The sequence below is a fragment of the Arthrobacter sp. JUb119 genome (assembly GCF_024807995.1).
Lineage (GTDB): Bacteria > Actinomycetota > Actinomycetes > Actinomycetales > Micrococcaceae > Glutamicibacter.
The window spans coordinates 415,058-438,848 of the sequence record NZ_JANUFE010000002.1; the positions used below are offsets into that span (position 1 = coordinate 415,058).

22 protein-coding genes and 2 tRNA genes are annotated in these 23,791 nt (G+C 59.0%); 16 read left to right on the plus strand and 8 right to left on the minus strand.

The window, feature by feature from the left end:
• Positions 1-6: 6 nt before the first annotated feature.
• Positions 7-1,353 carry a lysine N(6)-hydroxylase/L-ornithine N(5)-oxygenase family protein gene (locus M2368_RS07965; RefSeq protein ID WP_498724328.1) on the minus strand — a complete coding sequence of 449 codons (1,347 nt, stop codon included), beginning with the start codon at positions 1,351-1,353 and terminating at the stop codon, positions 7-9.
• A complete protein-coding gene (locus tag M2368_RS07970; protein ID WP_105661913.1) occupies positions 1,350-2,843 on the minus strand; it encodes a pyridoxal phosphate-dependent decarboxylase family protein in 1,494 nt (497 codons plus the stop codon). The genes M2368_RS07965 and M2368_RS07970 overlap by 4 nt, the downstream gene beginning before the upstream one ends.
• Before the next feature lie 353 nt (positions 2,844-3,196).
• Here M2368_RS07970 and M2368_RS07975 point away from each other — a divergent pair, with 353 nt between their 5' ends.
• The 7 genes from M2368_RS07975 (at position 3,197) to M2368_RS08005 (ending at position 9,313) form a co-directional block, all read left to right on the plus strand.
• A complete protein-coding gene (locus tag M2368_RS07975) occupies positions 3,197-4,450 on the plus strand; it encodes an MFS transporter (protein WP_332486642.1) in 1,254 nt (417 codons plus the stop codon).
• A gap of 42 nt (positions 4,451-4,492) precedes the next feature.
• Entirely contained in the window at positions 4,493-5,566 is a 1,074-nt protein-coding gene (locus M2368_RS07980) for a glycosyltransferase family 4 protein (protein ID WP_332486640.1), read from the plus strand.
• Between the two features lie 139 nt (positions 5,567-5,705).
• Positions 5,706-5,781, plus strand: a tRNA-Asn gene (locus tag M2368_RS07985).
• 273 nt (positions 5,782-6,054) lie between these two features.
• Positions 6,055-6,900, plus strand: a complete 846-nt coding sequence (locus tag M2368_RS07990) for a phage holin family protein (RefSeq protein ID WP_332486638.1) — start codon at positions 6,055-6,057, stop codon at positions 6,898-6,900.
• 86 nt (positions 6,901-6,986) lie between these two features.
• Positions 6,987-7,898: a DMT family transporter gene (locus M2368_RS07995; RefSeq protein WP_105657236.1), complete on the plus strand. Its 912-nt coding sequence runs from the start codon at positions 6,987-6,989 to the stop codon at positions 7,896-7,898.
• A 51-nt stretch (positions 7,899-7,949) separates the two neighbouring features.
• Entirely contained in the window at positions 7,950-9,137 is a 1,188-nt protein-coding gene (locus M2368_RS08000) for a glycosyltransferase (protein ID WP_105657237.1), read from the plus strand.
• 99 nt (positions 9,138-9,236) lie between these two features.
• Positions 9,237-9,313, plus strand: a tRNA-Ile gene (locus M2368_RS08005).
• A 256-nt stretch (positions 9,314-9,569) separates the two neighbouring features.
• Here M2368_RS08005 and M2368_RS08010 read toward each other — a convergent pair.
• Positions 9,570-10,103, minus strand: a complete 534-nt coding sequence (locus M2368_RS08010; RefSeq protein WP_105661809.1) for a M23 family metallopeptidase — start codon at positions 10,101-10,103, stop codon at positions 9,570-9,572.
• A gap of 396 nt (positions 10,104-10,499) precedes the next feature.
• On the opposite strand from M2368_RS08010, the gene rpsB reads away from it, so the two are divergent.
• The 6 genes from rpsB to M2368_RS08040 all read left to right on the plus strand — a co-directional run bounded on the left by rpsB (position 10,500) and on the right by M2368_RS08040 (position 16,174).
• Complete coding sequence (rpsB, locus tag M2368_RS08015; protein ID WP_105661810.1) at positions 10,500-11,351, plus strand: 30S ribosomal protein S2; 852 nt, start codon at positions 10,500-10,502, stop codon at positions 11,349-11,351.
• 145 nt (positions 11,352-11,496) lie between these two features.
• Positions 11,497-12,333, plus strand: coding sequence for a translation elongation factor Ts (gene tsf, locus M2368_RS08020; protein ID WP_105657303.1), 837 nt, complete (start codon positions 11,497-11,499; stop codon positions 12,331-12,333).
• Between the two features lie 204 nt (positions 12,334-12,537).
• On the plus strand, positions 12,538-13,260 hold the full coding sequence (pyrH, locus tag M2368_RS08025) for a UMP kinase (protein ID WP_105657240.1): 723 nt from the start codon (positions 12,538-12,540) through the stop codon (positions 13,258-13,260).
• 78 nt (positions 13,261-13,338) lie between these two features.
• Positions 13,339-13,896 carry a ribosome recycling factor gene (frr, locus tag M2368_RS08030; RefSeq protein WP_105657241.1) on the plus strand — a complete coding sequence of 186 codons (558 nt, stop codon included), beginning with the start codon at positions 13,339-13,341 and terminating at the stop codon, positions 13,894-13,896.
• The gene (locus M2368_RS08035; RefSeq protein WP_286134594.1) at positions 13,896-15,452 is read left to right on the plus strand and encodes a phosphatidate cytidylyltransferase; all 1,557 of its coding nucleotides are present in this window, start codon (positions 13,896-13,898) and stop codon (positions 15,450-15,452) included. Before frr ends, M2368_RS08035 begins: the two co-directional genes overlap by 1 nt.
• A 149-nt stretch (positions 15,453-15,601) precedes the next feature.
• A complete protein-coding gene (locus tag M2368_RS08040) occupies positions 15,602-16,174 on the plus strand; it encodes a DivIVA domain-containing protein (RefSeq protein ID WP_105657242.1) in 573 nt (190 codons plus the stop codon).
• Between the two features lie 104 nt (positions 16,175-16,278).
• Here M2368_RS08040 and M2368_RS08045 read toward each other — a convergent pair whose 3' ends face one another.
• Positions 16,279-16,782 carry a MarR family winged helix-turn-helix transcriptional regulator gene (locus M2368_RS08045; RefSeq protein WP_105661811.1) on the minus strand — a complete coding sequence of 168 codons (504 nt, stop codon included), beginning with the start codon at positions 16,780-16,782 and terminating at the stop codon, positions 16,279-16,281.
• A gap of 39 nt (positions 16,783-16,821) precedes the next feature.
• Here M2368_RS08045 and M2368_RS08050 point away from each other — a divergent pair, with 39 nt between their 5' ends.
• On the plus strand, positions 16,822-17,772 hold the full coding sequence (locus tag M2368_RS08050; protein ID WP_498724329.1) for a DMT family transporter: 951 nt from the start codon (positions 16,822-16,824) through the stop codon (positions 17,770-17,772).
• Here M2368_RS08050 and M2368_RS08055 read toward each other — a convergent pair.
• From M2368_RS08055 to M2368_RS08070, 4 genes are all read right to left on the minus strand, one after another.
• A complete protein-coding gene (locus tag M2368_RS08055; protein WP_498724330.1) occupies positions 17,769-19,244 on the minus strand; it encodes a sodium/solute symporter in 1,476 nt (491 codons plus the stop codon). The genes M2368_RS08050 and M2368_RS08055 overlap by 4 nt on opposite strands.
• Entirely contained in the window at positions 19,237-19,536 is a 300-nt protein-coding gene (locus tag M2368_RS08060; protein WP_286172046.1) for a DUF485 domain-containing protein, read from the minus strand. The genes M2368_RS08055 and M2368_RS08060 overlap by 8 nt, the downstream gene beginning before the upstream one ends.
• A gap of 125 nt (positions 19,537-19,661) precedes the next feature.
• On the minus strand, positions 19,662-20,378 hold the full coding sequence (locus M2368_RS08065; RefSeq protein ID WP_105657247.1) for a LytR/AlgR family response regulator transcription factor: 717 nt from the start codon (positions 20,376-20,378) through the stop codon (positions 19,662-19,664).
• A gap of 29 nt (positions 20,379-20,407) precedes the next feature.
• Complete coding sequence (locus M2368_RS08070; protein ID WP_105657305.1) at positions 20,408-21,589, minus strand: sensor histidine kinase; 1,182 nt, start codon at positions 21,587-21,589, stop codon at positions 20,408-20,410.
• Positions 21,590-21,786: 197 nt separating this feature from the next.
• On the opposite strand from M2368_RS08070, the gene M2368_RS08075 reads away from it, so the two are divergent.
• Both M2368_RS08075 and M2368_RS08080 read left to right on the plus strand, forming a co-directional pair.
• Positions 21,787-22,131, plus strand: a complete 345-nt coding sequence (locus M2368_RS08075) for a DUF485 domain-containing protein (RefSeq protein ID WP_105657248.1) — start codon at positions 21,787-21,789, stop codon at positions 22,129-22,131.
• On the plus strand, positions 22,132-23,757 hold the full coding sequence (locus tag M2368_RS08080; protein ID WP_105657249.1) for a monocarboxylic acid transporter: 1,626 nt from the start codon (positions 22,132-22,134) through the stop codon (positions 23,755-23,757). It begins immediately after the preceding gene.
• Positions 23,758-23,791 lie beyond the last annotated feature (34 nt).

Below are 23,791 nucleotides of genomic sequence, written 5' to 3' on the forward strand. Positions count from 1 at the left end.
AGTTCCTTAGGCTCGTGCGCTGGCAGTGGCGGAAGTGGGCAAGCCGCTGAGTTCGGCGGCGCCGAATCGCTGGAAAGCGATCCGTCGCTCGATCGGGTAGACCTCGCGTCCAGCCAAGCGGTTGATAATTACTGAATTGCGGTAGGCTCCCATGCCCAGATCCGGAGCGGTGAAGCCGTGGGTGTGCAGTTCAGCGTTCTGCACGAAGATGTCCTGGTCCAACCCGATGGAATATTCGCGATCTACATTGAAGCGGCCATCGGGAAGGTAATCGATGCGTTGGCTGATGCCTTGCAAGAAGTCCGGAGTGCCTGCGCGGTAGCCGGTTGCCATGACAAGGTGGTCGGCGAGGAATTCCAGGTCTTCACCGGTGCGTTCATGGCGCAAGCTGATGGCCAGGTGATCCGTGTCAGCGCCGATGCTCGTGGCCGCGCAGCCGGTACGCAGGTGCACATTCGCTGCGCCATTGACGCTTCGCTGGTAGAGCTCTTCGTGGATTTCGTTAATCAAGTCCGCGTTGATCCCCTTGTAGAGCCCCTTTTGCTCTGCTGACAGGACATCCCGCTGATCCATGGGCAGGGCATGGAAGTGGTCGATGTAATCCGGAGATGTCATCTCCAAAGTGAGCTTGGTGTATTCCAGCGGGAAGTAGCGTTCTGAACGCGTTGCCCACACCAGATGATCCTCTTCTGGCAAGCTGCGCAGAAGATCCAAGAAGATTTCTGCGGCGCTCTGGCCGCTGCCGAGCACAGCAGTTACTTTCGGGCCGGAACCTGCGGTCCGGGAGGATAGGAGTTTCTCGCGGTGGAAGGCGTAGTCGCTTGAGTGCACCACGTTGCCGGTGGCTTGTGCTTCCGTGGTGAGAACCGGCGGCAGATAAGGCTGGGATCCGGTGCCCAGCACCAACTTGTCTGCGGTGAATCGGGTCAATCCTGCGGCAGTGAGCACCGACAACAGGTAGACCCCGTCGTGGTATTCGGCTTCGAGCACCCGGTGCCCGAATCGTACGCTTTGAATATTTTCTGCGGCCCACGCCAGGTAGTTGGAATACTCCTCGCGCAAGGCGTAGAAGTCTTCGCGGATATAGAACGGGTAAAGCCGCTGTTTTTCCTTGAGATAGTTCAAGAACGAATGCTTGCTGGTCGGGTCCGCCATGGTCACCAGATCTGCCATGAAGGGAACCTGGAGATGGGTTCCGGGAAGCATCATGCCAGGGTGCCAGACGAACTTCTCTCCGGCTTCCAGAACTGCAACGTGCAGATCATCCAATCCATCGGCCAAGGCGGCAAAACCCAGATTGAAAGGGCCAGCGCCAATAGCGATGACGTCAAAGTGCTCGGTAGGTTCAATCATTTCTTCTCTCCAAGGGTGCGTTCGGCCAGCAGTCCGGAACCAATCCGGCAGATAGCGTCGAGGATCTCGCTGATATCGGCCAGGGTCGTATTCGGATTGAGCAGCGTCAGTTTCAGCAGGCGTTTGCCTTTGACCGTGGTGGCGGCGATCATCGCTTCGCCGCTGGCATAGAGGCGTTGGCGGATCTGGTTGGCCAGGGCATTGTGCTCGTCCAGTTCCAGTGGGTGCTGTGGATCTTCAAAGGAGAAGACCAGCGTGCTCAGCTGCACGTCGGCTGCCATCCGAAGCTGGGCGCGCATGGCAACTTCCTGTTGAGCGTCCTCTGCCAAGGCGATGACCTGGTCGAACATGGCACCCAAACGGCTGGCCCCCAAAGAGCGCAACGTGACCCACAGCTTCAGCGCATCGAAGCGCCGTGTGGTCTGCAGGGACTTCGAGACCTGGTTGGGGGTGGACTCGGCCTCCGCACGCGGGTTCAGGTACTCGGCATAGTGGGCGATGGATTCCAAGGAGGCTGCCGAGCGGACCACCAAGGCGCTGGAGCCGATGGGCTGGAAGAAGGACTTGTGGTAATCCACGGTGACCGAGTCGGCCAATTCAATGCCGTCCAACCGGTGGCGGTGGGAGTTGGAGACGAGCAGGCCGCAACCGTATGCGGCATCCACATGGAACCACGCGCCTACTTCTGTGGCGATAGCACTTAGCTGGGGCAACGGATCGATGGCCCCGAAGTCGGTATTCCCGCTGGTGGCGGAGATGGCCATGGGCACCAAACCGGCGGCGAGGTCTGCGTCCAGGCGCACGCGCAATGCATGCGCATCCATGCGGTGCTGGGCGTCTGTAGGGATCGCCACGGCCGCGTCGTAGCCCAGGCCAAGGAGCATCGCGGCGTTGCGAATCGAGAAGTGCGCATCTTCCGAGCAATAGATCCGCAGATTAGCCAGCCGTTCAGGCAAGGTGCCCCGCAGCTTTGCGGTTGCGGTGTTTCGTGCGATCAGCATGGCCTGAAGGTTGGATTGAGTTCCGCCAGAGGTAAAGATTCCGTCGGCCTGCCCGGTCCCGAAGCCGATCAGATCGGCGGTGAAATCGATGAGTTTGCGCTCGATCAGTGTTGCTCCAGCGCTCTGGTCAAAAGTGTCCATCGAGGTGTTGATGCTCGTGACGAAGTTCTCGGCGACCACCGCAGGGATCACGACGGGGCAGTTCAAGTGCGCCGCGTACTTCGGGTCGTGGAAGTAGACCGCGTCGTTGAAATACAACTCATTCAGCTCGGTGAACGAGTCCTGGGTTGAACCCAACGGACTATGCAGGTCGACCAGGTCGATGCGTTCCTGCAACTGCTGCGGAGTCGGTCCGGTCGTCGGCGCGTTCACCGATGCCAATCGGTGGGCCACGCGTGAAATGGCTTCACGCGACTCGTTTTCGTAGACACGGGCGGTGTCTGCGCAGAGCAACGAATCATCGTAGATCGGCAGTGGTAGATCAGGCATTTGCAGGGTAGGCAGTGAGGCACCCAAAAGCATGCTCCTCAGATAGAGACAATCAATAGTTGGTCAGGCTCACCTAACAAGAATCTATTAACAACACACTTCAATTAGTTAATGCAAGCCGAGTAATTCACTCTCTCCGCCAGAAGAAAAGTTTCTACATTTTCCTGCGGGTGGCGCCCGGCTGTGATAAGTTACCCGCTGACCTGCATCTGAGCGAGGCTGAAGTTGGACCCCTGCGAGGTTGAAATGGAGAGAACTTCTCGACTTCCAATGTCCCGGAATTATCACTAATCGTTTGATTGCACTTTCAAGCTAGAACTGTATGATCAAACAGTTAGAGCAAGGGAGGGCAAGTGGCCACGGCAAGCCCAGGAAAAGTCCAGCGATCCCAGCGTCTGCTCCTCGGGTCGAACGCAACGGACGCGGCAGGACGCTCACTTTCTGATATCACGATTGATCTGCTGTTCGTAGGTACCCTTGGCGCAACTGCCATGCAGATGGGAGTGCTCAATGCGCTTGGTTCCCTTTCCTTTGTGCTCGCCAGCATCCCCGCGGGCCATTTGGTCGACAAGTATTCCGCGTTGCGGGTCCTGCGCATCGGTCTCGGGTCCAAGCTTTTCCTGCTGGGGTGCCTAGCGGCGCTGTCCTTCGCCGAGGAGCTAACGATCCCGCTGGGGATGCTGTTGTGCGCATTGCTCGGCTTCTGCAATGTTTTTTCCGAAACGTCCCAAACCACTGCCGTTCCGCAGCTCATCGGAGATGAGCCTGAAGTCCGAGCGGCGAGCATTAGCAAGCTGATCGCCTCGCTGGGAGCTGCGGACCAGTCAATGACCGTGATTGTCCCGGCCTTGGCGGGAACCGGCTTCGCGCTGTGGGGAGCGCCAGCGCTGCTGAGCATCTCGACGGCTCTGGGCCTGCTGGCAATGCTGATGGCGCTGCAGGTGCGTTCCTCTCGCCTGTCGCAAGGCCCTGGCCGCCGCCCCGGGCCGTCGACCGAAAAGGGCGGCATCCTGGCTGGCCTCAGGTATCTGGCCCGGCACCGCCTGCTCTTGGCAATTACCGTTGCAGTGATGTTCTCCAACTTGGGGCTGGCCATCGGGTCATCGGTGGAAGCGATCTTCATTATCAACGAGCTCGGCTTTGGCGAATTCGGGTACGGCCTTTTCGCCTCGGTGGGTGGCGTTGGCGGGCTAATTGGAGCTGCTATCGCAGGAACGCTGGCTGGAAAATTCGCTCCGGCAACCTTGCTGATCTACACCGGTTCGATGCAGGCAGTTTTGGCGGGCTGCGTATTGGCCGCGGCTTATGCAACCGAAATGTGGTCCATGGCGCTGCTGGGAATTTTCGCGCTGGGATGGGGAATCGTCGTGCTGCTCTTCAACATTGCTGCCTCGTCCTGGATTGTGCAGATCGTTCCGGAGCAGCTGCTGGGCCGGGTCCTAAGCGCACGCCGGTTATTCACCTTTGGAGTCGTACCCGTTGGCGGATTGGCGGGCGGCGCATTGGCCAGCGCGTGGGGGATTACCGCTGGACTGCTTGCCTGGGTCGTTGCCGCAACCCTCTCAGTTATTAGCTACCTAGTGATGCGCGGCCCCGCAAGCCGTTAGGCTGGAAAGCATACGCACCACGAAGTAAAGGCAACCGCGCACGTGAAACTCGTTATCGACGCTCGATACACCCGCATCACCCACCATGATGGCATTAGCCGGTATACCGCCGGGTTGATCGAGGCCGCCAGCAAGCTTGCCGAGGTCACGATGCTGGTCAACGACACCAGGCAGCTGGCAATGCTCCCCGATGTTCCGTATCTGAAGATTTCCGGCCCCACGAGCGTGCTCGAGCCATTCGTCGCCCTGCAGATCAACAAGCTCAAGCCGGATGTCGTGTTCTCGCCCATGCAGACCATCGGATCGTTGGGGCGGAAATATCCCTTGGTCTTGACCCTGCATGATTTGATCTACTACTCGCATCCGCATGCACCGAAGTTCCTGCCTGCTCCGATTCGCGCTGGATGGTTCTTGTTCCATCAGGTCTACTGGCCGCAGCGGATGCTCCTGAATCGTGCCGACGCGGTGGCTACCGTTTCCAACACCACAGCCGAACTCATGCGCAGACATCGACTGACCAAGAAGCGCATTGGACTGGTGTCCAACGCCCCCACCGGAAATTTTGCTCGTCGAGACCAAGCGAAGCGCCCAAAGAAGACCTTGGTCTATATGGGTTCCTTCATGGAATACAAGAACGTCGAGACACTCATCCGCGGTATGGCGCACCTGCCGGACTATGAGCTGCACCTGCTAAGCGGGATCAACGAGCAACGTCATGCTGAATTATCCAAGCTCATCCCCTCGCAATCCACAGTGGTATTCCACCGCGGTGTCAGCGATGAGGAATACGAGCGGCTGCTCAGCGAATGCACTGCCTTGGTAACCCTTTCGCGAGAAGAAGGCTACGGGCTTCCCCTGGTCGAAGCGATGAGCATGGGAACTCCGGTGATTGCCACCGATATGCCGATTTTCAGGGAAGTCGCGGATGACGCCGCGCTGTACGCTTCGGCAGATGATGCACAAGGCTTCGCGGACCAAGTACGCACTTTGGATGAGCAGGCTACCTGGAGACAGTATTCGCAACGCGCCGTGGAACGAGCCGGGCACTACTCATGGGAACAATCAGCGCAGCAGCTGCTGGATTTGACCAGATATGCGGCAGATCACAGAAAGTAGTTTGCTGCTGCTTGGTGGATAAGCATCCGGTCTCGCCCGGAAAATGGCGGAATTTCGGGGCAGGGAACGCATGCTCCGCAACGGGAACTTCCGATTTGAAAACGGCACTTGGCCAGTGCTAAAGTATTACTCGTTGCATTCCTCCATAGCTCAATTGGCAGAGCATTCGACTGTTAATCGAAGGGTTACTGGTTCAAGTCCAGTTGGAGGAGCCAAAGAAACCTCCCAGCTCCGCAAGTAGCTGGGAGGTTTTGTTTTACCCAAAAGCGGTCGTTGCCATGCGCAAATTCGAAGTGAAAACCCAGCAACACCCGAACCTCCTATAACCACAGGTGATTAGACGATAGACTTTCGAATCGTTAACAGTTACACCCACAGCATGAGATAAATGCAGTGGGTTTTACGCCTGAAGACTGAGTCGTATGCGGCAACCGGGGTGTTAGCGTTTGATGTACCGGTTGCTGAGCGATCGAGAATATGGAGAAACCATGTCTGAAGCTGAATCGACGCAAGCTGACGAAAGCCTTAAGTCGAGTGTCAAGAGTGCTAAGACGCAGGTTGATGGTCTCAAGGAGCTTGTTCCACAACAGCTCTCGGACGAGATCAAACTCGCGACTACGGTACTCAAAGGCAAGGGAATCAGCATTGGCATGGCGGCGGCGCTCGCCGGAGCTGCACTGCTCGTAGTGCTGCTCTTCGTCATTGCTGTTGTAGTTACCCTGGTCAATGTATTGGCTCTCTGGTTGCCCGGTTGGGCAGCCGCATTGATCGTTGCAGGATTCTTCTTGCTGGTTGCTGCCATCTTGGGATTGGTTGGATATGCCAAGGTCAAGAAGGCACTGCCGCTGAAGCCGGAAGCAGCTATTCGCGGACTCCGCCACGACTTGGGCGTGCTCAAGGACGGCAGCGCCTTCGATGTCAGCACTCTTGATGAGCCGCTGAAGAAGAAGTCGGCTGAGGATGACGAGAAGGCTGAAAAGAAGAAGGAACCGAAGCCTCCGGCACCGAGTGCCGATGAGCTGATCCTTCGCACCAAGCGTCGCCGCCGCCAGATCCAGGCTCTGCGTGACAACCTGGGCGAGAGCGTGCAAGCGCCACTGGCCAAGATCGACAAGATTCGTTCGTTCACCCAGGGAGCTGGGGAAAAGTTCTCCGGAGCAGCTGCCAAGGCGAAGGGATTCGTTCGCCCTTCCCCGTCTTCGTCTTCCGAAGACCAATCGGAGGCTGACAGAGCCGGCTCAAACCGCTTAGAGCAGGCACGACCGTATATCGTGATGGCAGGTTCCGGGCTGGCGCTGGTGGCTGTTGTCCGCGCATTGTTCAAGCGCTCCTAGGTCTTTCGCCGACGGGGCCAGGCATTAGCCGTACCAAGCGTGCGCGTGCCCCGTCGTATGAAAACTTAGGCTAGAAAGGCACTGACATGGTTTGGATCGCTATTGCAGCGGCACTATGCAGTGCCTTTTGTCTTGCCTTTGGAGCGCACTTCCAATCGCAGGCAGTCCGCAGTGCTGTTGGCGGTCTGGACCTGACAATTAAGAATGTCGGGAAGCTGGCCCGCAATAAACGCTGGATGAGCGGACTGGGGCTGATGGCTCTTGGCATGGCCTTGAATGTTTTCGCGCTAGCCAGCGCGCCCTTGACGGTGGTTCAGCCAATTGGTGCCATTGCATTGGTGATCACTGCGATGGTCAATGCCAAGGAAACCGACCTGACGATGAATCGTCCCACCGTATTGGCGATCATCAGCTGCATGGTGGGTTCGGTTGGCTTCGTGCTTCTGGCCGTCACTGCCACTAGCAGCAACCAGGAGGTAAACGACTACGAAGCGCACTTGATTGAAATGATCTTGGCGGTAGTCGTTGCCATCGTGGGATTGGCCACCATCTTCTTCCACAAGAAGCTCGGTGCGTTCTTCTTCATCCTCGGTGCTGGCGTCCTATTCGGATTCGTCGCCGTACTGGTTCGAACCATTGCAATCGCCGTGATGAATATCGGCGACGGCAGCTTTGTCCAGCTGCCTTGGCTGGCTGGCCTAGCGGTAGTTGTAGCTGGCCTTCTAGGCTCGTATTTTGTGCAAAAGGCCTACTCAAAGGGACCTCCTGACCTTGTCATCGCAGGGTTGACGGTGATTGACCCAATAATTGGCATTGCCATTGGAATCGGCATCCTCGGGGAGCTGCGTCCTGATGTTCCGGTACTGGTCACCGTGCTGATGCTGGTGGCTGCTGGTTTGGCTATCGTCGGTGTGACCGCACTGTCCAGACATCACCCGGATGTTATTGAACGCCGGAACCAGTCTGAAGCAGAAAAATCCATGCCTGATTCCAAATAGACTGAAGCTGCAGATTTTAATAGAAACTACAACGCGTGTGAACGCCGAAGGATGCTCGTGGCCAAGGAAAAACCGCTGACCATCGTCATTGCTGCTGACACTTATCCGCCAGACGTCAACGGTGCAGCGATGTTTTGCTACCGGTTGGCTACTGCGATGCATGCACGCGGCCACCGGGTGCATGTGCTGGCGGCCCGTGGAGATAAGGGCAAGACCTACACCGAGATCCGTGATGAAGCAATTGTGCATCGTCTGGAATCGCATTCGGTACCTACCCACGAGTACTTCCGCATCGTGTTCCCGTGGGAAGTCAATCGGCAGATCAGCAAGCTGCTCTCGGATATCAAGCCCGATGTAGTCCACGCCCAGAGCCACTATATGATTGGCCAGCGCACGATCGGATGGGCTCGCAAGAACAAGGTTCGTTCCATCGCCACGAACCACTTCATGCCGGAAAACCTTGACCCCTTCCTGCCTTTCCCGCAGTGGTTCAAGCGAATTGTCGCGCAGAATTCGTGGAGAGACATGGGGAAGATCTTTGGGCGGGCAGACGCCGTCACGACCCCGACTCCACTGGCGGCCAAGGCAATGCGTGAGCGTGCCAAACTGAACCGGGTGCTTCCGCTGTCTAACGGGATCGAGATCGGCAACTACGAGCTGGCGGCAGGGGAAGAAATCATTAAAAACGAGTTCCCCACGATCTTGTTCGCAGGCCGTCTTGCCGTTGAGAAGAACATCAATGAACTCATCGAGGCATTGCCTTTAATGAGCCAGGTGCCGGATGCCATCATTGAAATTGTTGGCGGGGGAGAGCAACGCGCTCACTTGGAGAAGATCGCCGACGAATTGCAGCTGCGAGACCGTGTCCGTTTCCTTGGGCATGTAAGTGATGAACAACTGCGCCAGGCCTACCTGCGTTGCGATGTGTTCTGCCAACCAGGCACCGCCGAACTGCAGTCATTGGTAACCCTGGAAGCACTCTCGGCTTCCAAACCCGTCGTTCTGGCCAACGCGATGGCCCTGCCGCACCTGGTAGACGAAGGCATCAATGGTTACATGTTCACGCCGGGAGACCGGCAGGATCTGGCCAACAAGTTAGACCAGGTTCTTGCCTTGGATGGGCAGCGCCGTGCCAAGATGGGTGAAGCCGGGCACGAAAAGGTGAAGAACCACGCGCAGGAAAAGACAATGAACTCCTTCGAAGCCCTTTACCGCGGCCACGAAGTTTCCACCCATTAATAGGTTCATCGTCATCGGGTGCGTCAAGTCGGTGTTTCGGCTAGTGATGCCCTAGAATATTTCGAGTGTGGTTACGCCGCTTCGGCGATGGGCCCATGTGGGGAGTTAGCTCAGTTGGTTAGAGCAGGGGACTCATAATCCCTTGGTCATGGGTTCAAGTCCCATACTCCCTACCAAACAAGATCGTCCAGCAGCTTATGCAAAAAAGCTGCTGGGCGATTTTTCGTTCCGGGGTCTGGAAACTGGAAGAAGCCAGTTCCCGGCCCATTGCGCGGTGCCAACTTGCAACTCTCAGGGCAGTCCAAGGAACAGGCCACGCGGCTGCGCGGCATGGAGCTCTCGCCAGGGGCAAGAACACGCAGAGGATCCGGTCTGCAAGACCCGCGACAGTAACCGTGGCTCTTCTTGGTGCACCCCTGGGAGCCTTCACGGTCATTCGTGCAGCGGCAAGAGTATTGATGGACGCATGTCGCGGATCAGCAACACCGGGTCAATGTATTCTCCTTCGAGCCGCACGCCCCAGTGAATGCATCGGCCCGAGCAGTGCGCCCCGGTTGCTACCTGTCCCACCTTCGCGCCAGCCTCGACCCAATCGCCCACCGAGACTCCGGCGGCTACCGGTTCGATGCTGGTCTTGAATCCGGAACCGTGGTCGATGACCAGCACGGGTCGATCCACGATCACTGAAGCGAAGGCGACTTGGCCGCGCTGGGGCGCGAAGACCGAGTCTCCGGAGCTGGCAGCCAAATCCACGCCGCGATGACCGGGAAGCCAATTCTCCTCCGGCTTATCGAAGGGCTCCAGAATTTCCGGTTCGCCAGCTAGCGGCCAACGCCAGCCGTTGCCGGCGGCGAGTGCAGCTTGTGCTTGGACTGGTTGTGGCGCCGCAGTCAGGGGCGAGGCCGGAGGACCACTGAAGGCCAGCAGCAAAACCTGCAGCCCGGCGACTAGATACTTGGATTTCATCCTCTCAGGATGGACCCAATAGCCGGATCTTGAGCAGTTGGAAGAGCGAATTGTGGGCAAGCGAATGGGCTGCAGATCACCGATATCGCCGTGTAAAGCGTTGAGTTCTCTGTAGTACACTTGAAACAGCAGTGTCCTGTCACAGGTGTGTCCAAAACTGGGTGCGTCGGGCAGGGGATTGACTTCGCGTATGAGTATCCACAGCTTCATGAGCTGTGGCCTGAGGTTCCAGTGGTCCGAGAGAATCGGTGGACCGAAGGCGAGATGCCAAGCATCTATCGGTATTCATGCCAGGGCGGATATCCACAATGGCTATCTGCATCAACCCGAACAAACAAGAGCAGTTACCGCGGGCGCATGCGCGCCCGGTCCGCCACTGCTGAAAGGAGTTGCGACATGCCAGTCGTAACCATGCGAGAGCTGCTTGACAGCGGCGTCCACTTCGGCCACCAGACCCGTCGCTGGAACCCAAAGATGAAGCGCTTCATTTTCACCGAGCGCAACGGCATCTACATCATCGACCTGCAGCAGTCGCTGTCGTTCATCGACCGCGCTTACGAGTTCGTCAAGCAGACCGTTGCCCACGGCGGCACCGTACTGTTCGTCGGTACCAAGAAGCAGGCTCAGGAATCGATCGCCGAGCAGGCTAACCGCGTTGGCCAGCCATACGTGAACCAGCGTTGGCTCGGCGGTATGCTGACCAACTTCCAGACCGTCTCCAAGCGCGTTCAGCGCATGAAGGAACTGGAAGAGATCAACTTCGAGGACGTTGCTGGCTCCGGTCACACCAAGAAGGAACTGCTGCTGCTGAAGCGCGAGCTGACCAAGCTGCAGAACAACCTCGGTGGTATCCGTAACCTGACCCGCACCCCTTCCGCTATCTGGATCGTTGACACCAAGAAGGAACACTTGGCTATCGACGAAGCACAGAAGCTGGGCATCCCAGTTGTGGCCATCCTGGACACCAACTGCGATCCGGACGAAGTTACCTACCCAATCCCAGGCAACGACGACGCAATCCGCTCCGTCAACCTGCTGACCCGCGTTGTTGCTGACGCTGTGGCCGAAGGCCTCATCGCCAAGAACAACAAGGCTGCCGGCAAGACCGAGGGTGCTGCTGAGCCAATGGCTGAGTGGGAGCGCGAGCTGCTTGAGGGCGAGAAGGCCAAGGCCGAAGCTCCAGCTGCAGAAGCTGCAACTGAAGCACCAGCTGCAGACGATGCAACTGAGGCACCAGAAGCCAAGTAGTCACCTCGGTGACTCCAGAAGTTTGCCTGGGCCCACTAGCGTGTAGCTCGGGGTGAACTTCACCAAGTCTTGTGGGACGGGCCGGAAATCCGACCCGTCCCATAAGCAAAATAAACTTGAAACTCCTAGCTGAATGGGATTGCACGTGGCAAACTACACCGCTGCTGATATCAAGGCACTGCGCGAGCGCACTGGCGCCGGCATGATGGACGTTAAGAAGGCACTGGACGAGGCTAACGGCGACGCCGAGAAGGCCATCGAGATCATCCGCGTCAAGGGCCTGAAGGGCGCTACCAAGCGCGAAGGCCGTTCGACCGCTGAAGGCCTGGTTGCTGCCAAGGTTGAAGGCAACGTCGGCGTCATGATCGAGATCAACTGCGAGACCGACTTCGTTGCCAAGAACGAGAAGTTCATCGCACTGGCCAACAAGGTCCTGGATGCCGCTGTGGCTTCCGGTGCTGCAGATGCAGAAGCACTGCTGGCTTACGAGCTGGACGGCAAGACCGTTGGCGACATCGTTATCGAAGAGGGCGCAATCCTCGGCGAGAAGGTTGTTGTACGCCGTGTTGCACGCATCGAGGGTGCCAAGGTTGCTTCGTACCTGCACAAGACCAGCAAGGACCTGCCAGCTCAGGTTGGCGTTCTGATGGCTGTTGACGCTGACAGCGAAGCTGCCGCAACCGTCGCACACGACGTTGCTGTCCACACCGCTGCAATGGCTCCTACCTTCCTGTCCCGCGAGGAGGTTCCAGCTGACAAGGTTGCCGACGAGCGCCGCATCGCAGACGAAACCGCTCGCGCGGAGGGCAAGCCAGAAGCTGCACTCACCAAGATCGTTGAAGGCCGCCTGACCGGTTTCTTCAAGGAAATCGTCTTGGTTGACCAGGCTTTCGCCAAGGACGCAAAGAAGTCCGTAGGCAAGGTCTTCGAAGAAGCTGGCACCAAGCCAGTTGCCTTCGCACGCTTCCGCGTTGGTGCCTAAGCTTTTACAGCTCTAAGCATTAGCCGTACGCATTAAGCGAACCGCGTTCAGGGCAACCTGAGTGCACAAGATCAAAGGGAGGTGAGCACCGAGAGAAAACTCGGTGACTCGCCTCCCTTTTCTTGAGCCCGGATCTCACGATAGCTTGGGATCTGGGAAGTAGTACCCCCAGCTTGATTCCGACCTCCAGGAGTAAGACACCTCATGCCAAGCACCCCAGAAACCAAACGACGCCGCGTACTGCTCAAGCTCTCCGGTGAAGTATTCGGCGGCGGCAAGATCGGCGTTGACCCGGATACCGTTCGCGGCATCGCCAAGCAGATCGCTGAAACCGTAGGCGAAGTAGAGGTCGCAATCGTGGTTGGCGGCGGCAATTTCTTCCGCGGCGCAGAACTCTCGGCCTCCGGCATGGACCGCTCGCGCGCAGACTACATGGGCATGCTTGGCACCGTCATGAACTGCCTGGCACTGCAGGACTTCCTGGAACAATGCGGCGTCGAAACCCGCGTCCAGTCGGCCATCGCCATGGCCCAGGTCGCAGAAAACTACATCCCACGCCGTGCCATCCGCCACATGGAAAAGGACCGCGTTGTCATCTTCGGCGCTGGCGCAGGCCTGCCGTACTTCTCCACCGACACCGTGGCCGCGCAGCGTGCCCTGGAAGTCGATGCTGACGAAGTTCTGATGGCCAAGTCGGGCGTCGATGGCGTGTACACCGCGGATCCGAAGAAGGATCCGACCGCCAAGAAGCTGGAGACCTTGACCTACAGCGACGCGCTGGTCAACGACATCCGCGTGATGGACCAGACCGCCATGACCATGTGCCAGGACAACAAGCTCAATATGCTGGTCTTCGGCATGGAAGGCGAAGGAAACGTGGCCGCGGCAATTCGCGGCGAGCGGATTGGCACCACTGTCACCGTCTAATCGGTGATCGTGGCTTAGGATTGAAGTAGATTTAATTTCCCGTAGCGGAAACACAGATGAAGTACTTGAGGAGTACCGGTGATTGACGAAACGCTGGCGGAAACCGCCGAAAAGATGGAACGCACCATTGAGGCCGCCAAGGAGGACTTCGCGACGATCCGTACCGGTCGCGCCCACCCAGGCATGTACTCGAAGGTCATGGTGGACTACTACGGTTCCCCGACCCCACTGCAGCAGTTGGCTTCCTTTGCAGTGCCAGAAGCACGCACCATCACCATCACCCCATTCGATGTGACCGCTATGCGCGCAATCGAAAAGGCTCTGGGCGATCCAGAAGTTGGGGCAAACCCATCTTCGGACGGAAAGATGATCCGCGTTGTCCTTCCAGTGCTGACCGAAGAACGCCGCAAGGAATACGTCAAGCTGGCCAAGGCCAAGGGTGAGGACGCCCGCGTTGCGCTGCGTAACCACCGCCGCAAGGCCAAGGACTCCATCGACAAGTTGGTCAAGGATGGCGAAATTGGCGAGGACGAGGGCACCCGTGCAGAAAAGGACCTCGACGCGCTGACCAAGAAGCACGTTGACGCAGTTGACGAGATCTTGAAGAAAAAAGAAGCAGAGCTGCTGGAAGTCTAATGCCAGGCTCGACAGACAACACTGAGGGCAACGCTTCGGCGGTGCCCTCAGTGGCATCCGGAGAATCCCAGCCCCTGACCCGACGTGAAGCTCGTGCCCAGCGCGAGGCTGCCGCCAAGGGGAAAAAACGCGGTTTCATGAAGAACCGCGCGGCTAGGGAAACTCCAGAACCTGCCACTGGAATCCAAGAACCGGTCACGACTGAACCGGCCAATCCGGTAGCTGCTCCAATGGCCACGCCAGCACCGGCACCAGCCGTGGAGCAAGTTGCCGGCACCGATGGCGTTTTGCCGACCCCTCAGCCAGGGGCTGGCGCGAACCCGGCAGCCGAGGTTTCCCCAGGCAAGGATGCAGCCGCTACGGCTGATACCGGGCAAGCGAAAGAGCGTGCCAAGGCAGCCTTCAAGGCTGATACGTCCAAGTCGGTGGCGGCCCCGGGGCCGGTCGCTGCCCAGCAGGCCGGACCAGCAGAGGAACCGGCTGAGCCCGTAGAATCGGCGGAACCCGGCAAAGCCAAGATCTTAGCGGCCCCAGCTGCCCAGGGTGGTATGCCAGCGAAGGGCGAAGCGACCAAACCGGAAGCCGAATCAGCGGCGCAGAATCCAGCGCCTGCCGAGGGCAAGATGCCTGCTCCACCGGTTTCCGACTCCACGGACCTGGCCGAGACCGGCCAGCCCGACGCGGCAGAAGCAGACATCCCTGCCGAGCTGTTGATAGGAACCCCGGAGCCGAAGAAATCGCGCGCCGGACGCAACCTGCCCGCGGCAATCGGCGTAGGCTTGCTGATGCTCGGCGTCGTCCTCGTTGGCCTGATGTGGTCGCAGCCATTGTTGGTCATCGCGCTGATTGCCCTCAGCGGCATTGGCTGCTGGGAAGTTGCGAGAGCTACTACTCACGCCAAGACCGCGGTGCCTCAATTGCCGTTGTACCTGTCCTCGGTCTTGCTGCCGGTCAGTGCCATTTGGGGCGGGGTGGAAGCCCTTGGATTCAGCTACATTGCCTGTATCCTCATCGCTCTGCTCTTCCGGCTCATGGAAGGACTAAAGGGTGCTGTGGCCTCGGTGATGAGCAGCGTGTTCATCATCAGCTGGGTGCCGCTGCTGCTTTCCTTCGCCCTGCTGATTCTTGATTCCGAGAATGGCCAATGGCTCATTGCCACGCTTTTGCTGCTCGCGGTCGCCAACGACACCTTCGGCTACATCGTGGGTGTGCTAATAGGCAAGCATCCGATGGCGCCAAAGATTTCTCCGAAAAAGTCCTGGGAGGGCTTCGCCGGATCAATGATTGGTTCGATGGCTATTGGTGCTTGCGCAATGCACTTCTGGCTGGAAATGCCATGGTGGACGGGCGTCATCTTGGCGTTCTTCACCACCATTGCCGCGACCACTGGCGACTTCGCGGAATCCATGGTCAAACGTGAACTCGGCATCAAGGACATGAGCAACTTGCTGCCGGGCCATGGCGGAATCATGGATCGCTTGGACTCGATATTGTTTGTCATTCCTCTGGGCTACGTGATTTCGCATGTGTTGGCCTGGAGCGTCGAAGTCTTCTGACCGGTCCCGCCAGCGGGTGTGATCCTCTACTGGAATGCACTGGCTGGTGTGGCCATTAAGCCAACTATTGGCCCAAGCCAATAGAATATGAGGGGTATCGCCTTACCGGGGTACCCAACTGATATCTCTCTAGAGAAAAAGGAACTGTCGTGTCGCAGCAGCAAGATGCTCCGTTTTCCCGCGTACCGGACTCGGAATTCGGCTACAACGCAAAGCAAGTTGATGCATTCCTGAGCCGTGCCCGCGCCACCTTCAACGGTGGAGGAAACGACGACAGTGTGGTCACCAGCCACCTGATCCGCCGCACCACTTTTGCGCCGCAGAAGGGCGGGTACCAGGCCCGCGAAGTCGATGGTGCGCTGGACCGCTTGGAAGATGTCTTTGCCAAGCGCGAGCGCGACGACTTGATTGCCCATCAGGGCGAGGAGGTCTGGCTGCAGCAGGTAGGCCGCCTGGCCGCGATCCTGCGTGGCCGCCTGCACCGTGCCAAGGGTGAGCGTTTCCGTCGCCCGTCGCGTTCCAACGCGTCGAGCTACAACATCGAAGATGTCGATCGCCTATGCGATCAGCTCATCGACTATTTCGAGAACGACGTGCCCATGGCCGTTGACACCGTACGCCGCGTGGAATTCCGCTCTTCGCAGGGAACCGATGGCTACGAGGAATCGCAGGTCGATGCATTCCTTGACCGCGTGGTCGAGCTGATGGCTTCGATCGACTAGCAGCTGTCTCCAGCGCAAACGCATTGCCGCGCAGGGCAGTGGGAAATTCTCCCCGCTGCCCTGCGCGGCTTTTTGCATTCTTGGCGACGCGCTGGCCGATAAGGCTAGGGCCGGGTCTGTTCATAGTGGGCCAACCAGTTTCGCAGCATTTCTTCGAGCACAGGACGATCAGCGGGGGCCAGCTGGTCCACGAGGCGCTTTTCGTTGCGCATGTGGGCGGTAAACGCTTCATCGATTTTCTTCTTGCCGCTAGCCGTCAAGGAGATGCGGCGCCCACGCCTGTCATCACCGGATAGCGCGCGGGTGACCCAGCCGTTGCTGACCAGCTTGTCGAGCCGCTTGGTCATGGCTCCGGTAGTCACCATCGTCTGCTGTGCCAGCTCGCCGGGGGCCAGGGAGTGGGGTTCTCCTGCCCGCCGCAAGGCCGCGAGCACATCGAATTCAGCTTCGGTCAGCCCATGCTCTGCATAAACCGTGCAGAGCTCCTCGGTCAGGTAATTAGCCAAGCGATGCAGCCGGCCGATGATTCCCTGGGGCGCTGGGTCGAGATCCGGCCGTTGTTCTGCCCACTGCTGTTGAATGCGCGATACGTGGTCGTTTTGCTCCATGCCTTTATTATATCTTCCAAGGAAGCTAAAGTATCTTCCATGGAAGATATTTTGAATTCCGCGGGGCACCGGCTTCGAACGCTGGGCTGGGTAGCACTGACCGCGATAGCCCCGATCGCGTGGGGCTCCAATTACTATGTCACCAAGGAATTTCTTCCCGACGGCTCAGCGCTCTGGGGTGCGGCGATCCGTGCATTGCCGGCGGGCTTGGTGTTGCTGGGGCTAGCCAGGAAACTCCCGCAGGGCAGCTGGTGGTGGAAATCCGCGGTTCTGGGCGTGCTGAATATCGGTGCCTTCTTTGCCCTGATCTACGTGGTGGCGCAACTTTTGCCATCGGGTGTCGCTGCTACGACCATGGCGATTTCTGCCGGTGTGCTCATGCTGTTCGCATGGCTATTGCTCGGTGAACGTCCTGCACGTTGGCCTTTGGTTGGGGCCCTCTTGGGCTTCGTCGGCGTGGGCATCATGGTATTCGATGCACAGGCCGGCATCGATATCCTGGGGATCGTCTTGTCGCTGGTAGCAATGCTCCTATCCAGTGCCGGGTTCATCCTGACCAAACGATGGTCTGAAGGGATGCCGATTATCCGTGTCACCGCGTGGCAGCTGGTGGCCGGAGGGGCAGTACTGGTCCCCTGCGCGCTGTTCGTGCATGGAGCACCCCCTGCGCTTGACCTGCAGGCGATGGCGGGCTTCGGCTATGTCAGCCTCATTGCCACCGCGGCTGCCTATCTTGCCTGGTTCACCGGGCTGCGCCATCTCCCTGCATCGTCAGTTGGCCTCATTGGCCTGCTCAATCCAGTGACAGGGGTCCTGCTGGGAACATTGCTGGCAGCGGAAAGCCTCGGCCTCCAAAGCCTGATCGGGATGGGCTTGGTTCTCGGCGGAGTCCTTCTGGGGCTGGCCAAGGGATCCCGGCGCAGATCAGCTTCGGCACGCGAAGCATCTGGCCGCGACGCGCCTGCCGGAGAATCCGTGGAGACTGGCTAGAACTTCGCCCGCCAGTCCGGGACATGGAGCAACGCCATGACGCGTTCAACGTTGGCGGGCACGCTCCGCTTGGTGCTACGCGATACGAAGATCATCACCATGAAGGCCAAGGGAACGCTCCACGCCGCAGGCTGGCGCAAGAGGTGGATCCAGATCTCATCTTCCTGGGGCAGGAAGGCGCCGGTGATCAAGGCCAGCCCGCAGGAGATGCCGCCAGCCAGCAGTCCGGCAACAGCACCTCGAGCGGTCAGTGAACGCCACCAAATGCCCAAGAGCAGCAGCGGGCAGATGGTGGATGCAGTGAAGGCGAAGACGTTTCCAATGGCGCCCGCCAAGGCCAATGAATTGGTCACCACCGCGACCAGGACGGGCAGGGCGGTGGCCAGCACGGTAGAGATCCTGAAGCCCCGCACGGTACCCGAGAAGAATTCCTGGGACAGCGCACCAGCCAGGGATACCACCAAACCGGAGGTGGTGGAGAGGAAAGCTGCGAATGCGCCACCGACGACAATTGCGGTCAAGGCGTCGCCCAGGAATCCGTCGAAGAGGCGCCCGGGCAAGAGCAGGATGGTGGCATCGGTTTCATTGGTGGCACCGAGCTCCGGGGTGTAGAGCAAGCCCAGCACGCCCAAAGTCGTCGGCAAGAGGTAGAACGCGGAGAGCAGGCACAGCACAATCACCGTGGTGGTACGCGCAGCCTGGCCTGTGGGGTTCGTGTAGAAGCGCACCAGCACATGCGGCAGCCCCAGGGTGCCGAAGAGCAATGCCAAGATGATGGATACCGTCTCGTAGAGGTTCATCGCGTTCACGGACTCCAGCTGCGCATACAGGGCCTGGGCATGCCCGGATGCCGAATGCTCGGGGATGGCCCGCCCCAGCAGGAAAATCGTGGGAATAACCAAGGCCGCCAGCTTGAACCAGTACTGGAAGGCCTGGACGAAGGTCACCGAGCGCATCCCGCCGGACAGCACCGTCACGCAGACAACCGCGGCAACAATGACCGGACCGGCCCAACTCGGGAATCCGGTAGCGATGGATAGGGTCAGGGCTGCTCCGTGCATTTGCGGAACGATATAGAGCCAGCAGATCACCACCACCAGATAGGTGGTGATTTTCCGCAGCATCGGCGAGCCTTCGAAACGGATCTGCGCGAAATCGGGAATTGTGTATGCCCGGGAACGTCGCAGGGGAGCGGCAACAAACAGGAGCAGCATCAAGTAGCCTGCGGTGTAGCCGATGGGGAACCACAAACCTGATTGCCCAGAGAGCACAATCAGTCCGGCAACGCCCAGGAACGAAGCCGCCGACAGGTATTCGCCGCCAATAGCAGAGGCATTCCACCACGGGCGTACGGTGCGTGAAGCTACGTAGAAGTCGGAAGTTGTACGGGACAGGCGCAGGCCGTGGAAGGCAATCAGCATGGTGGTGAGGCAAACGATCACCAGGGAGGAAACGGACAGCAGGCTAGCCACGGCTGATGCTCCGATACCGTTCTTCATTGCGTCCCGCGGCCCTGTTGTAGAGCATTCCGGCCACGATGATCAGTGGATACATGCCGATGCCCAAAACCCACCATGGCAGGGGCAGGCCCAGCAGGTGGATGTCCTCGAAGACCGGCCAAAAGACGAGCAATGCACTGATGCCTACCAGCATCGCCAGCAGGCCCGCGGCGACGGCACAGGCCAGCCGCAGCTGGGAGCGGATCAGCTGGCGAACATAGAATTCTTCTGCTGTGTGCTCGGGACGGTCGGGGGAGACAGTCAAGGATGCATCCTGCGGAGCCTGGACACGCACGCGTTTTGGACGCTGCTCAGCGAACCGTCCGGGCATGAGGGGCTCTCGCCGGCTGTTGTCTTGGGGAAGGTGCTCCACGGAAGGCCAGCAGCTTCCTACAGCGGGCGGACGCGGTTGGCAGCCAAGCGTTCCCGCAGGTATGGCAACGCGCGACGAGAAATCGGAAGTTCGGTGCTGTTGACCAGCACAGCGGCCTTGCCGGTCTGCAAGCGAACGGTTTCGATCTTATCCATGCACACTAGGTAGGAACGGTGGATCCGAACGAAACCGGACTCGCCCCACTGCTGTTCCAAATCGTTGAGCGGAACCCGGATGAGATAGCTCGAATCCTTGGTGTGCAGCCGGGCGTAGTCTCCCTGGGCTTGAACGTAGGCGATATCCGCCCGAGGGATCAGCTTGGTGATGCCTCCCTGGTCCACCGTGATCATTTCCGGCTTGGCAGGGGTCTCCTCGACCAGCTCGCAGATGCGGCGAACGGATTCGGCCAGGCGCTGCGGGCGAATGGGCTTGAGCACGTAGTCGATGGCGGCCAACTCGAATGCTTGCAGCGCTTGATCTTCATCGGCGGTGACAAAAACAATCAGTGGGGGATTGGTGAACCGGGAGATGACGCGGGCAATGTCCAGGCCTGACAAAGCCGGCATGTGGATGTCGAGGAAAAGTGCGTCGACAGTATTTTCCTCCAGCGCCTTCAGCGCCGCGGCACCAGAGGTGGCGCGGTGAATTTTCCCGATGCGGGAATCCTGGCTGAGCAGAAAAGCGATTTCTTCTACCGCTGGAAGTTCATCATCGGCGACCACCACGTTAATCATGCGAAAATTCTACCGTTTATTGGATTTTTCTATGCATCGGAAGTGATCGTGTTGGGCGGACGGAACTTCGGGACACGCAAAGTGATCAGCGTTCCGGCCCCCGGCGCGGTCTCCACCACCAGTCCATTGGAATTGCCGTAGAGCTGGCGCATGCGCAGGTCGACGTTGCGCAGGCCTACGTGCATATTCGGGGTATCGCCAGCTAGCACACTGGACAGCTGCTCGGGATCCATGCCCATGCCGTCATCTTCCACGCTGATGACTGCGTGCATTCCGTCTTCGGTGGCCGTGATGGAGATGACTCCGCCATCTGGCCGGGCTTCGAGTCCATGGCGTACCGCGTTTTCAACCAGTGGCTGCAAGGCCAGGAAGGGAATTTGCGTGGGCAGCACCTCGGGAGCGATCTGCAAGGAGACCTTGATGCGCTCACCGAAACGGGCCTTTTCCAGCAACAGGTAGCGGTCAATGGCTTCCAGTTCTTCGGCCAGGGTGGTGAATTCACCGCGGCGGCGGAAAGAGTACCGGGTGAAGTCGGCGAATTCTATGACCAGCTCACGGGCTCGAGCGGGATCAGTATTGATGAACGAGGCGATCGCATTCAGCGAGTTGTAGATGAAGTGCGGGGAGATCTGAGCGCGCAAGGCACGCATCTGCGCTTCGAGCAGCATGGCCTTGGATTCATCGAGCTGGGCGGTGGAAACTTGCGCGGATACAAAGACCGCTACCTCGGAAACTGCCCGAACGAAGCTGGCGCCGGCCCTGCGTGATAGCGCGGTCACCGTTCCCACGCTTTGATCTCCTACGGTGATCGGCGCGGACACGAAGTCCATGCCGGAGGAACGTTCTACCTGGGTTTTGCCGGTTGCCAGCGCGCTTTTGGAAACCTTGGAGGCTGCTTCTTCGAGTTCCGCGGTGAAATCGGCCCCTGCATCGGTGGCCAGCACATGGGTGGTGTCGCTGATCAGCAATACCTGGCAGTTCAAGAGCCTGCGCAGCGCCTTGGCGCTTTTGGCCGCCCCGTCCTCAGTCAGGCCGCGCTCCAAATGGGGAACCGCAACGGACATGTGGTGCAACGTCTTGTAGGTGGCTTCCTCGACGTCGGTACCCATTTCCTTGGTGGAGCGGGAAATCCTGAAACCGATGTAGCCGACAAGAGCGATTCCGACCATCGCAATGGCGACGATCAGGGTGACTTGCAGCGCTGGAGACATGTATCCCATCTTAGGGCCCTGCCTGATCTGCCGACCGTTCAGCGCGCCATGCTGCGCCGTTGGGCGCAGAAAGCAGTCCGTTGAGCCACGAGCTGTGCAAGCCCCCTAGTCGCCAACGGGTTTATCGCCAATAGTGAACTTAGTCACAAAACCGATGTGCGCCCAGTCACATCATCAACTCGCTCAAGGAGGGCATCATGAGTGCCAACCCGGAACACGGCGTCGCTGCTGACGTTGATTTCGTCAAGGAGAGCCAATCCGAGGAATTCCAGGAACTGCGAAAGACCCACCGCAGTTTTGTTTTCCCGATGGCAGTCTTCTTCCTCGTCTGGTATTTCGCCTATGTGCTGCTAGCCGACTACTTCCACGACTTCATGTCCATCAAGGTTCTCGGCAATATCAACATGGGTATTGTTCTCGGGTTGCTGCAGTTCGTGTCGACCTTCGCGATCACCGCGGCCTACGTCAGTTTTTCGAATAAGAAGCTCGACCCCAAGGCAACCAAAATCCGTGAACGCCTAGAGAGCGAGGGAGTGAACTAAATGAACCAGCTCAGCATCCTGGCCCAGGCCGCGGGAGAGTCGACCCAGGTCGGCAACCCCTTGGTCAATATCGCCATCTTCCTGGCCTTCGTGGGCGTCACCATGGTGATCGTGCTCCGCGCCTCCAAGAACAACAAGACCGCTGCGGATTACTATGCAGGCGGCCGTTCCTTCACGGGAACGCAGAACGGCACCGCAATTGCCGGTGACTACCTCTCGGCAGCCTCCTTCCTGGGGATCGTTGGCGCTATCGCCATCCAGGGCTATGACGGCTTCCTCTACTCGATCGGCTTCCTGGTTGCTTGGCTGGTTGCCTTGCTGCTGGTTGCGGAGCTGCTGCGCAACACCGGCAAATTCACCATGGCCGATGTGCTGTCCTTCCGCCTCAAGCAGCGTCCGGTGCGCATCGCCGCGGCCATCTCCACGCTGGCAGTGTGCGTCTTCTACCTGCTGGCGCAGATGGCTGGCGCCGGCGCGCTGGTTTCCCTGTTGCTGGGTATTGACGAGAAGCTGGGGCAGTCGCTGGTGATCGTTATCGTTGGCGCATTGATGATCCTCTATGTGCTGGTTGGCGGCATGAAGGGCACCACCTGGGTGCAGATCATCAAGGCCTGCCTGCTGATCGCCGGCGCGCTGATCATGACCGTGTGGACGCTGGCCATGTTCGGCTTCAATTTCTCCGACCTGCTGGGCAAGGCAGCTGAAGTAGCCGGCAACCCTGAGATCCTGAATCCGGGCATGAAGTACGGTGTTTCTGAAACTGCCAAGCTGGACTTCATCTCGCTGGCCCTGGCCTTGGTGCTTGGCACCGCCGGCCTGCCGCACGTGCTGATGCGCTTCTACACCGTTCCTACCGCGAAGGAAGCCCGCAAGTCCGTCGTCTGGGCTATCTGGCTGATCGGCGCCTTCTACCTGTTCACCCTGGTGCTGGGCTTCGGCGCCGGTGCACTGATTGGCCCGGATCGAATCCAGGCGGCTCCAGGCGGCGTGAACTCTGCGGCACCGCTGCTGGCCTACGAATTGGGCGGCACAGTGCTGCTGGGCCTGATCTCTGCAGTGGCCTTCGCAACCATCCTTGCTGTGGTGGCGGGCTTGACCATCACCGCGGCGGCATCCTTCGCCCATGACGTGTACGCGTCGGTGATTGCCAAGGGCAAGTCCACTCCAGAGAAGGAAATGAAGATTGCCCGCCGCACGGTCTTGGTTATCGGAGTCTTCGCTATCGCTGGCGGCATCGGTGCCCAGGGGCAGAACGTGGCCTTCCTGGTGGCATTGGCCTTCGCGGTGGCCGCTTCGGCTAACCTGCCAACCATCTTGTACTCGCTGTTCTGGAAGGGCTTCAAGACCCGCGGCGCAGTGTGGTCCATGTACGGCGGCCTGGGTTCGGCTTTGCTGCTGATCATCTTCTCGCCAGTGTTCTCGGGCTCGGAGACCGCAATGATCCCAAGCATCGATATGGTGATCTTCCCGCTGGCTAACCCGGGTATCGTCTCCATTCCGCTGGCCTTCTTCCTAGGCTGGCTGGGCTCGGTTACCGACAAGCGTGTCGAGGACATTACCAAGCAGGCGGAAATGGAAGTTCGTTCGCTGACCGGTGTCGGTGCCGAGAAGGCAGTCGACCACTAAGGCGAAGAATACATAAAACTCAATAGCGAAGTTC

Excerpts from the sequence above, each read along its gene's own strand:
- M2368_RS07965 (WP_498724328.1), bottom strand. The coding sequence starts at position 1,353 with ATGATTGAACCTACCGAGCACTTTGACGTCATCGCTATTGGCGCTGGC.
- M2368_RS07970 (WP_105661913.1), bottom strand. The coding sequence starts at position 2,843 with ATGCCTGATCTACCACTGCCGATCTACGATGATTCGTTGCTCTGCGCA.
- M2368_RS07990 (WP_332486638.1), top strand. The coding sequence starts at position 6,055 with ATGTCTGAAGCTGAATCGACGCAAGCTGACGAAAGCCTTAAGTCGAGT.
- M2368_RS07995 (WP_105657236.1), top strand. The coding sequence starts at position 6,987 with ATGGTTTGGATCGCTATTGCAGCGGCACTATGCAGTGCCTTTTGTCTT.
- M2368_RS08000 (WP_105657237.1), top strand. The coding sequence starts at position 7,950 with ATGCTCGTGGCCAAGGAAAAACCGCTGACCATCGTCATTGCTGCTGAC.
- M2368_RS08010 (WP_105661809.1), bottom strand. The coding sequence starts at position 10,103 with ATGAAATCCAAGTATCTAGTCGCCGGGCTGCAGGTTTTGCTGCTGGCC.
- rpsB (WP_105661810.1), top strand. The coding sequence starts at position 10,500 with ATGCCAGTCGTAACCATGCGAGAGCTGCTTGACAGCGGCGTCCACTTC.
- pyrH (WP_105657240.1), top strand. The coding sequence starts at position 12,538 with ATGCCAAGCACCCCAGAAACCAAACGACGCCGCGTACTGCTCAAGCTC.
- M2368_RS08035 (WP_286134594.1), top strand. The coding sequence starts at position 13,896 with ATGCCAGGCTCGACAGACAACACTGAGGGCAACGCTTCGGCGGTGCCC.
- M2368_RS08045 (WP_105661811.1), bottom strand. The coding sequence starts at position 16,782 with ATGGAGCAAAACGACCACGTATCGCGCATTCAACAGCAGTGGGCAGAA.
- M2368_RS08050 (WP_498724329.1), top strand. The coding sequence starts at position 16,822 with ATGGAAGATATTTTGAATTCCGCGGGGCACCGGCTTCGAACGCTGGGC.
- M2368_RS08065 (WP_105657247.1), bottom strand. The coding sequence starts at position 20,378 with ATGATTAACGTGGTGGTCGCCGATGATGAACTTCCAGCGGTAGAAGAA.
- M2368_RS08070 (WP_105657305.1), bottom strand. The coding sequence starts at position 21,589 with ATGTCTCCAGCGCTGCAAGTCACCCTGATCGTCGCCATTGCGATGGTC.
- M2368_RS08075 (WP_105657248.1), top strand. The coding sequence starts at position 21,787 with ATGAGTGCCAACCCGGAACACGGCGTCGCTGCTGACGTTGATTTCGTC.
- M2368_RS08080 (WP_105657249.1), top strand. The coding sequence starts at position 22,132 with ATGAACCAGCTCAGCATCCTGGCCCAGGCCGCGGGAGAGTCGACCCAG.